The organism is Micromonospora mangrovicola (assembly GCF_047200535.1).
In the GTDB taxonomy this organism is placed as follows: Bacteria; Actinomycetota; Actinomycetes; order Mycobacteriales; family Micromonosporaceae; genus Micromonospora.
In genome coordinates this window covers 1-9,139 of the sequence record NZ_JBJZOG010000162.1, presented here as the reverse complement: position 1 = coordinate 9,139, position 9,139 = coordinate 1, and the positions used below count along the sequence as shown (strand labels likewise).

At 72.4% G+C, this 9,139-nt stretch carries 9 protein-coding genes; 4 read left to right on the top strand and 5 right to left on the bottom strand.

Translation table 11 applies throughout. The features are described 5' to 3' along the window. The first annotated feature begins 39 nt into the window (after positions 1-39). A complete protein-coding gene (locus ACL02O_RS32595; protein WP_412822030.1) occupies positions 40-1,086 on the top strand; it encodes a glycosyltransferase family 2 protein in 1,047 nt (348 codons plus the stop codon). 26 nt (positions 1,087-1,112) lie between these two features. On the opposite strand, the gene ACL02O_RS32590 is transcribed toward ACL02O_RS32595, so the two are convergent. The 4 genes from ACL02O_RS32590 to ACL02O_RS32575 form a co-directional block, all read right to left on the bottom strand. Further along, a complete protein-coding gene (locus ACL02O_RS32590) occupies positions 1,113-2,240 on the bottom strand; it encodes a biotin/lipoyl-containing protein (protein WP_412822029.1) in 1,128 nt (375 codons plus the stop codon). Between the two features lie 23 nt (positions 2,241-2,263). Next, a complete protein-coding gene (locus tag ACL02O_RS32585; protein WP_412822028.1) occupies positions 2,264-3,274 on the bottom strand; it encodes an alpha-ketoacid dehydrogenase subunit beta in 1,011 nt (336 codons plus the stop codon). Further along, complete coding sequence (locus ACL02O_RS32580) at positions 3,271-4,275, bottom strand: thiamine pyrophosphate-dependent dehydrogenase E1 component subunit alpha (protein ID WP_412822027.1); 1,005 nt, start codon at positions 4,273-4,275, stop codon at positions 3,271-3,273. Before ACL02O_RS32580 ends, ACL02O_RS32585 begins: the two co-directional genes overlap by 4 nt. Positions 4,276-4,489: 214 nt before the next feature. After that, positions 4,490-4,615 carry a hypothetical protein gene (locus tag ACL02O_RS32575; RefSeq protein ID WP_412822026.1) on the bottom strand — a complete coding sequence of 42 codons (126 nt, stop codon included), beginning with the start codon at positions 4,613-4,615 and terminating at the stop codon, positions 4,490-4,492. 116 nt (positions 4,616-4,731) lie between these two features. On the opposite strand from ACL02O_RS32575, the gene ACL02O_RS32570 reads away from it, so the two are divergent. The 3 genes from ACL02O_RS32570 to ACL02O_RS32560 are packed head-to-tail and all read left to right on the top strand — an operon-like array spanning position 4,732 to position 8,202. After that, complete coding sequence (locus tag ACL02O_RS32570; protein ID WP_412822025.1) at positions 4,732-5,847, top strand: DegT/DnrJ/EryC1/StrS family aminotransferase; 1,116 nt, start codon at positions 4,732-4,734, stop codon at positions 5,845-5,847. A gap of 13 nt (positions 5,848-5,860) precedes the next feature. Continuing rightward, positions 5,861-7,189, top strand: coding sequence for an MFS transporter (locus tag ACL02O_RS32565; RefSeq protein ID WP_412822024.1), 1,329 nt, complete (start codon positions 5,861-5,863; stop codon positions 7,187-7,189). After that, the gene (locus tag ACL02O_RS32560; RefSeq protein WP_412822023.1) at positions 7,186-8,202 is read left to right on the top strand and encodes a TolB family protein; all 1,017 of its coding nucleotides are present in this window, start codon (positions 7,186-7,188) and stop codon (positions 8,200-8,202) included. The genes ACL02O_RS32565 and ACL02O_RS32560 overlap by 4 nt, the downstream gene beginning before the upstream one ends. Here ACL02O_RS32560 and ACL02O_RS32555 read toward each other — a convergent pair. After that, positions 8,165-9,139, bottom strand: a 975-nt coding sequence (locus ACL02O_RS32555) for an acyltransferase family protein (protein WP_412822022.1), incomplete at its 5' end; no start/stop codon positions are given. The genes ACL02O_RS32560 and ACL02O_RS32555 overlap by 38 nt on opposite strands.

The following is a 9,139-nucleotide window of genomic DNA, read 5'->3' as shown; positions in this document are numbered from 1 at the left end:
CCCGGCAGCGGGCGCGGACCGGCCACCGGAAGGGTGCCAGTGAGTACTGTCAGCGTGGTCATTCCGTGCTACCGGTACGGCGACTATCTCCAGGCGTGTGTGCGCAGCGTGCTCGACGACCAGCCCGGCGTCGACGTACGCGTGCTCATCATCGACGACGCCTCACCGGACGACTCGGCCCAGCAGGCCCGGGTCATCGCGGACGCCGACCCGCGGGTCGAGGTCCGGGTCCACGAGACCAACCGAGGTCACATCGCCACCTACAACGAGGGGCTGCTGGAGTGGGCGGACGGCGACTACACCGTCCTGCTCTCCGCCGACGACCTGCTGACGCCGGGGGCCCTGACCCGGGCGGCAGCCGCACTGGACGCCAACCCGAACGTCGGCTTCGTCTACGGCCACCCGGTGCACTTCACCCACCCCGGCCCGCCGCCGCCGGCCCGGACCCGCGACCTGGGCCACCGTGTCTGGCCCGGGCACTGGTGGCTGGAACGGCGCTTCCGCGAGGCCACCGGCTGCATCACCTCGCCGGAGGTCGTGGTGCGTACGGATCTGCAGCGCAAGGTCGGGGGCTACGATCCCGAGCTGCCGCACGCCGGCGACATCGAGATGTGGATGCGGCTGGCCGCGCACGCGGACGTCGGCTACGTGCGCGGGGCGGACCAGGCGTACTACCGCCTGCACGGCGGGAACATGTCGCAGACGGACTACGCCGGCCAGCTGGACGACCTGCGCCAGCGTAAGGTCGCGTACGAGGCGGTGGTGCGGCGCTGCGGCGATCTGCTGCCCGACGCCGACCGGCTCGACGCGATGGTGCGCCGGCGTCTCGCCCGCCACGCTCTGCGGCGCGCCGTGCGGGCCTACGACCGGGGCCGCACCGCGAGCGTGCCCGAGCGTGAGCTGATCGCGTTCGCCGCGGAGTGCTGGCCGGAGTACCGCGCGCTGCCGGAGTACCGTGGCCTGCGGGTCCGGAAGCGCATCGGGCCGACGGTGATGCCGTACCTTCAGCCGCTGGTGCTCAGCGCGGTCGCCGCCAAGGGCCGGGAGTGGCTCTGGTGGCAGTCATGGAAGCGGCGTGGCATCTGACGGACCGTCTCCGGCCCGGGGGAGTGCTACCGGCCGGGCCGTCGCGGCGGCACCACCGTGGTCGTGACGACCTTCGTCTTGACGGCGTGCTCGGCCGGCACCGAGCGGACGATGACCGCGCCGGAGGCGACCACCACGCCGTCACCCAGGACGACGCCCGGCTCGATGAAGATGCCGGTGCCGAGCCGCACCCGGTCGCCCACCGTCACCTTGCCCGACGAGACACAGGACGGGCCGGTGGCGTTGTCGGAGCCGATCCGACTGTGGTGGTCGAAGGAGTTGTAGGCGGAGAGGAAGTTGTTGTCTCCCATCCGCACGCCGGTGCCGAGGTGCGCGAAGGCGCAGATGATGTTCCCCTGCCCGAGGACCACGTCGGTAGCGATCTTCGCGGTGGGATCGACGGCGTTCGCCAGGGGGATCCCGGCCGCCGCGCACACCTCGCGGAAGCGGCGCCGCGTCTCCACCGAGGTGCCGATCGCGATGATCGCCGCGTCGTACGCGCCCCCGGCGAACAGCGTGGCGAGCCGGTCCGTTCCGCCGACGATCGGCACGCCGTGCACGTCGGCCCCCCACCGGTGCGGATCGTCGTCCACGATGGCGACGGCCCGCTGCGTCGCGGATCCGGCCAGGATGTCGATGACCTGGGTGGCGCCCAGCGCCCCGCCGATGAGCAGGATGCGCTGCACGCCGGGCTCGGCCGTCAACGGCGCGGGGAGGGCGTCGTAGTCGGCGCCGGCCTCGCGGGCGGCCGCCTCCACGTCCTTGACCGTGATCAGCCGTCCCGGCTGAAGGGTGGCCAGGTCGACACCGAGTTCCGCGGCCCGCTGCACGGCCTTGACGCTCGCCCGGACGGGTGCCGGTTCCTCGACCGCGGCCGCCGCACGCGTCTCGCGTTCCCGCACGTACTCGGCGAGGTCGGCCGACGTCTCGAAGAGGATGGCGATCGGCTCGGTGAGGGGGACCTCCTGCAGCCGCCCGGCCAGCTGCAGGACGATGCCGGCCTCGGGAGCGACGACCTCGAGCACCGCCTTGCTGGTCTCGATCTCGGCCAGCAGGGTGTCCGCCTCGACCTTGGCCCCGTCGTCGACGAACCACTCCACGAGCACGCCGTGCTCGCTGTTGACGTCGCTGGTCGGTACGACTACCGGCTTCACACTCTCTCCTTCACGGCCTCGGGTCAGGCGGCCGCGGCACGCAGAGCCGCCTCGATCCGGCCCTCGCCGACCAGGACCCGGCTCTCCTTGGCCTTGGACGACGGGATGACGGTGGGCTCGCTGGCCACGACGTCGACGGGGGAACGCAGCTCCCGGAACAGCTGGCGGGAAATCGTCGCGGCCGCCTCGGTGCCCCAGGACCAACCGCTGCTTCCCTCCTCCACGGTCACCAGTCGTCCGGTGACGCCGACGGAGCGCTCGACCGGCGCCCAGTCCATCGGCGCGAGCTGCGCCGGCACCAGCAGCTCGACGAAGATCTCTTCCTCGACGGCGAGCCGCTCGACCACCTTCGCGGCGAGCATGGCCTGGTACCCGTAGGCCAGGACGGTGACCGCGCAGTCCTCGCGGGGCACCGCGGAGAGGCACACCGTCGGCAGCATGCCGGGGCTGGCGTCCTGCGTCGCCAGCAGGTCTCCCACCCGACCGTGCCGGGGCGCGGTCAGGTGTTGTGGATAGAGCAGCTTGTGCTCCACGTAGAGGACCGGGCTGTCCTGGGCGAGGAACTCGTCGAAGACCGTCCGAGGATCGTGCACCAGCGAGGCGGCGACCACTCGCAGGTGTGGTACGCCGAGGAAGTGCTTCTCCAGGCTCTGGCTGTGCGTCGGGCCGTAGCCCCGATGGCCGCCGGAGGGGGCGCGCACGATGACCGGGCAGATCGCCTGGCCGGCGTACATCGCCTGGTACTTGGCGATGTGGTTGACGACCTGATCGAAGACGAGGGTGAGGAAGTCACCGAACATGATCTCGGCGATGGGCCGGTAGCCGGCCAGCGCCAGCCCGGCGGAGATCCCGGCGATCGCTCCCTCGCTGATCGGAGTCGTGCGCACGCGGTCCGGGAAGGCGGTGGAGAGCCCGCGCGTCACCTTGAACGCTCCGCCGTACGGGTCGGCGATGTCCTCGCCGAGCACGAGCACCCGGGGGTCGGCGGTGAGGCAGGTGCGGAGCGTCTCGTTCAACTCCTTGGCGAAGATCACGGCAGTGCCCTCGCCGTCGCGACCACCTGCGCCAGCGCGGTCTCCACTTCGCCGTCGACGATCCGCCGTTCGTGGTCGCCCAGCCGGCGGCCGTGGACCAGCAACGGCTCGACCGCCCACCGGGCGGCGATCTCCTCGGCGGGGCGTTCGTCGTCGCTCTTGGAGTGGTGGCACAGCCGGTACGTGTGGATCAGCAGGACCCGGGGACCGGCACCGCCGCGGACCGCGGCGATCTCCTCGCCGGCGGCCGCACGCAACTCCAGCACGTCCGTGCTGTCGACCTCGCGTACCGGGATGCCGAAGGTCTCGAACCGGCCCGGCATGCTGCCCGCGAGGTTCGCCCCGACCGGTGTGCTCTGCGCCCACCGGTTGTCCTCGCAGACCACGAGGAGCGGCAGCCGCCACAGCGCGGCGATGTTCAGGGTCTCGTAGAGCAGCCCCTCGCCCAGCGTGCCGTCGCCGATGAACACGACGCTCACCCGATCGACGCCGTCCAGTTGGCCGGCGAGGGCGATCCCGGCGGCGGCCGGGACGATGCCGCCCTGGACGCCGTTGGACTTGAAGCCGGGCGCGCAGATGTGCTGGCTGCCGCCGATGCCCCGACAGACACCGGCCTCCTTGCCCATGATCTCGGCGAGCAGTCCCAGGGCGTCGCCGGTACGGGCGAGGTAGTGACCGTGGCACCGGTGGTTGCTGAACACGTGGTCCTCCTCGACCAGGTGCTCCATCACCGCGACCGCGTCGGCCTCCTGGCCGATGCACGCGTGTGTCGTGCCATTCAGGACGCCCTCTTCGAAGAGCGCGAGCAGCGTTTCCTCGAACCGTCGGATAAACCGCATGCGACGGTAGAGGCGACGCTCGTCGGATTCGCCGGGCAGTCCGGTGAGCCGTTCGTCGGTCGGGCCCGGGACGTAGGGGGAGGCGGTGCGATCAGCACCAGCCGCCGGCCAGGAATCAGGTTCGGCCAGTTGCCCGCCGCGCCAGGTGGTTGCCGTCGACACTGTCCGCCTTCCTTTTCCAGCACCGCACGCGCCGCGTCGTGGTCCGCAATGACCCGGGCCTGCCGCGGCCACGTTACCGGGCCCGGTCCCTGCGGAAGGAGAAACCTTTATCCATCCCGTCGCGACGTGGATCGGGGGAATCCGACTGAATGGACAGCCGCCCGTGGCCGTGCGGCGGCTCCACCACGTCACCGTCGCTGGCACACTAGCCCAGTCAGTACGGCAGGGGACGGAACGTGAACAGTTCTGCCGGAAATCCGTCACGGCCCATTCGTTGAATGCCTTGCTTGATAGGTTGCCTGCCGAGTTCGGCGGTGCCGACGTCTGCGCCGATCGCCACCGCACCGACCGTTTGTCGACCGAGGCGCCGGGCCGTCCGAGGGGGGCCGAGGTCGGTTACGCCGGTCGCTGATCGACCCCTGCTCGCCGCGATCACGGCAGATGGAGTGACGCCACATGATCCCACTCGTCGACCTGCGGGCCGCCCACGCCGAAGTGGCCGAGGAGGTCAGCACCGGCTTCAAGCGCGTCATCGAGAACACGGCCTTCGTCGGCGGCGAGGAGGTCGCGGCGTTCGAGCGGGAGTTCGCCGCCTTCTCGGGCGTCCGGCACTGCGTCGGGGTCGCCAACGGCACGGACGCGGTCGAGCTCGCCCTGCGGGCGGTCGGGGTGGGGGCTGGCGACGAGGTGGTGCTGCCGGCCAACACGTTCGTCGCGACCGCCGAGGCCGTGGCCCGGATCGGTGCGCGCGTCGTCCTCGTCGACGTCGATCCGGCGACCTACCTCATCGACGTCGACGCCGCCCTGGCCGCCGTCGGTCCGGCCACCCGAGCGGTGGTCCCGGTCCACCTGTACGGGCAGCTCGCCCCCGTGGAGCGGCTACGCGCGGGCCTGGCCGGACGCGGCGTCGCGATCGTGGAGGACGCCGCACAGTGTCAGGGCGCCACCCGCAACGGTGCCGGTGCCGGCACCGGCGGCGTCGCGGCCACCAGCTTCTACCCGGGCAAGAACCTGGGCGCGTACGGCGACGCCGGGGCGGTGCTGACGGACGATCCCGGCCTGGCCACGGTGGTACGCACGCTGGGCAGCCACGGTGGCCTGGCGAAGTACGTCCACGAGATGGTCGGGGTCAACAGCCGGCTCGACGCATTGCAGGCGGTGGTGCTGCGGGCCAAGCTGATCCGGCTGGCCGCGTGGAACGCCGCCCGCCGCGCCGCCGCCGCCCGCTACGACGATCTGCTCGCGCCCCTGGCGGTGACGCGTCCGGTCGTGCTCGCCGGGAACGAGCACGTGTGGCACCTCTACGTGGTGCGCATCCCCGGGAGCGCCGGGCGCCGCGACGAGGTGCTGCGACGGCTGAACGGGGCCGGCGTCGGCGCGGGCATCCACTACCCGTATCCGATCCACCTGACGCCGGCGTTCGCGGACCTCCCGTACCGCCCGGGCAGCTTCCCGCACGCTGAGCGGGCCGCCACGGAGATCCTCTCCCTGCCGTTGTTTCCGCAGATCACCGCCGACCAGCAGGCAGTCGCCGCGCGCGCGCTCGCGGCCGCGCTGCGGTCGGCGGCGTAGCTCGACGCGGCCCATGTACGTATCGGTCCGCAACCGCCCCAGCGCGGAAACGGCCGCCGAGCCCGGCAGCAGACTGCCCCGGGTCGGCCCCACCGTGGTGCTGCTCGGCGTGGTCAGCCTGCTCACCGACGTCTCCTCGGAGATGATCGCCTCGGTGCTGCCGGTGTACCTCACCGCCGAACTGGGGCTCGGTCTGCTGGCGTACGGCCTCGTCGACGGGCTCTACCAGGGCGCCAGCGCTCTGGTGCGGATCTTCGGGGGCTACCTCGGCGACCGGTCGCAGCGGCCGAAGTGGGTCGCCACCACCGGCTACGCCCTCTCGGCGGCGAGCCGGCTGGCCATGCTGCCCGCGCACGGGTTCGGCGCGGTCACCGCGGTGGTGACCGCCGACCGGCTAGGCAAGGGGCTGCGTACGGCGCCACGGGACGCGCTCATCGCGGATGCCTCGGATCCGCGCACCCTGGGCCGCGCGTTCGGGGTCCACCGGACCCTGGACACCCTCGGAGCGGCGGCCGGCCCGCTGGTGGCGTTCTCGCTGCTGTGGTTCTTGCCGGGCGGCTATTCGGCGGTCTTCGTCGCCTCGTTCGCGTTCGCCGTGCTGGGCGTCGCCGTCATGGTCCTCCTCGTGCCGGACCGGCGCAGCCGGCCGGCGGTGGCCCTGCCGGTACGGCGGGTGCTGCGGGAACTCACCGGTCCCCGGCTCCGGCGTCCGCTGGTCGTCGCCGGCGTGCTGGGGCTGTTCACCATCGGCGACGGGTTCGTCTACCTGTCGTTGCAGGATCGCGACCAGTTCGCCGCGAGCTATTTCCCGCTGCTGTTCGTCGGCACGAACGTCGCCTATCTCGCCCTCGCGATCCCGTTCGGCCGCCTCGCCGATCGTCTCGGGCGCTCGCGCGTCTTCGTCGGCGGCCACCTGGCGCTGCTGCTCGCCTACCTGGTGGCCGCCGCGCCGGTGGGCGGCCTGGGGGCGACGGTCGCGGCCCTGGTCCTGCTGGGTACGTTCTACGCCGCGACCGACGGCGTGCTCGCCGCGCTGGTCAGCCGCAGAGTGGCCGGCGACGCGCGGGGGAGCGGTATCGCCGCTGCCCAGACCGTCGTGGTGATCGCGCGGTTCGCCGGTGCGCTCGCCTTCGGCAGCCTGTGGCAGTTGCTGGGCCGCCAGGGGGCCCTCTGCCTGTTGGCCGGCCTGTTGATGACGGGAGTGGTGATGGCCGCTTGGCTGCTGTCCGGGCAGGATCGTCCCGGGCCCGTCGCCGACGCCACCGCGGGCGCCGCCGACCCGGCCCCCGCCCTGCCCGACGCCGGCGCGGCGACCGGGGAGACGGCGGAGGATCGGCGGTGAGCGGCCGCGCGCGGATCTGGACGTTGGCCCTCATCGTCCTGGTCACCCTGCTCGGTACGGTCGGTTACGTCTACTCCGTTCGCCGGGAGCAGACGCAGAGCGCGGTGGCGGCGGCGCCGGTGCCCACGGGTCCGGACCTCACGGCGGTGACCGGCGAGCCCCATGTCGTCTTCCGCAGCACCGCCGTCGGCGACGACTACGGCCGGGTGGCGGTGGTCCCGCTCAGCGACCCGGCCGGGCCCCGGACGTTCACGCCGGCCACGTGCGACCGGGTCTACGCCCGACGCGGCGAGGCGGTGTGCCTGTACGCCAGGCCCGGCCTGGTCACCACGTACCGCGCCGAGGTGCTCGGTCCCGACTGGAAAGTCACCCGCGAGCTGCCGCTGTCCGGGGTGCCGAGCCGGACCCGGCTGTCGCGCGACGGGTCGCTGGCGGCGACCACGACCTTCGTCGCCGGACACAGCTACTCGACACCCGGCCGGTTCTCCACCGAGACCCTCGTGACCCGGGTCGCCGACGGACATTCCACAAACATCGAGCACTTCCGGCTGATCGTCGATGGCAAGCGGGTGACGGCCACGGACCGCAATCTCTGGGGTGTCACGTTCGCCGACGGGGACACCTTCTATGCGACGGCGGCGTCGGGCGGGAGGACCTGGCTCGTCCGGGGCGACCTCGGCGGGCAGCGACTCGTCGCGCTTCGCGACGACGCCGAGTGCCCGTCGCTCTCGCCGGACGGCACCCGGATCGCGTTCAAGACACGGGCCGGCCAGGCGCCGGGGCACTGGCGGATCGCGGTGTACGACATCGCCACCGCCAGGTCGACCGTTCTGGCCGAGCAGCGCAGCGTCGACGACCAGATCGAGTGGCTCGACGACACCCGGGTGATCTACGGCCTGCCGCGCGGCGGGGAGGGACCGTCCACGAGCGACCTCTGGGCGGCGCGCGCCGACGGCGGTGGCGCCGCGGAGCTGTTCATCCGCGACGCCTGGTCGCCGGCGGTCGTACGGTAGTCGCCGCCTGCGCCGGGGCGGCGGACACCGCCTGGTGTCGGGGCTGCGGCACTCGAGGCGGGACGCCCGCCGTCGTCGCACGACGACGCGGGGACCAGCTCTTCAGCGTCATCGCCGGCCGTTCCACCACGTGCCACGACGGCACGGCGAGCGCGACCGTGGCAATGCTGCAGATCGCGACGTAGGCGGGCAGGCCGAGCCGCGGCACGCCCACCAGGGCCAGGAGTTGCTGGACCGGGAAGGCGTAGATGTAAAGGCCGTAGGAGTAGTCGTGCCGGCGGCCGATCCGGCGGGTCCAGCGCGGCAGGCGGACCGCCAGCCAGAGGACGAGGTAGGCGAAGGCCGGGTAGCCCAGCACCGCGAAGGCCCCGAACTGCGTGGTCGCGACCACGACGGCCGCGGCGGCGGCAGCGAGGCCGTCGTGCAGGACGATCCGGTCCCGGTAGAGCTGGCAGACGGCGCCCAGGAGGAAGACGTAGGTCAGGTAGAGGAGGGAGTAACTGTCCAGCCCGCCCACTCCGAAAACCGGCCCGTGCACCCCCTGCGGTCCGGGGATCTCCGGCGCCCGGAGCAGGTCGTGCACCATGACGCCGGTACCGGCCAGCGCCAGGACCGCCACGAGCCACCGGGCCCGGCGAAGCACGCCGACGACCGCCAACCCGGCGACCAGGAGATAGCAGAACACCTCGTAGATGAGGCTCCAGAGCGAGCCGTTGAAGACCGAGGTGCCGGTGCGCTGCCCGTACGGGGTGTCCAGCAGCAGGCCGGAGATTCCGTACTGCCAGATCGCGACGAATGCGTTGCTGACGACGTACTGGAAGGGTCCGTCGGAGGCGGAGAAGAGGCCGCGGAGCGTGCCGCGCTCCCACCAGGACACGAGCGGCGCGAAGACGAAGGCGGTCACCACGAGGCACACCCAGAGGCCAGGCAGGATCCG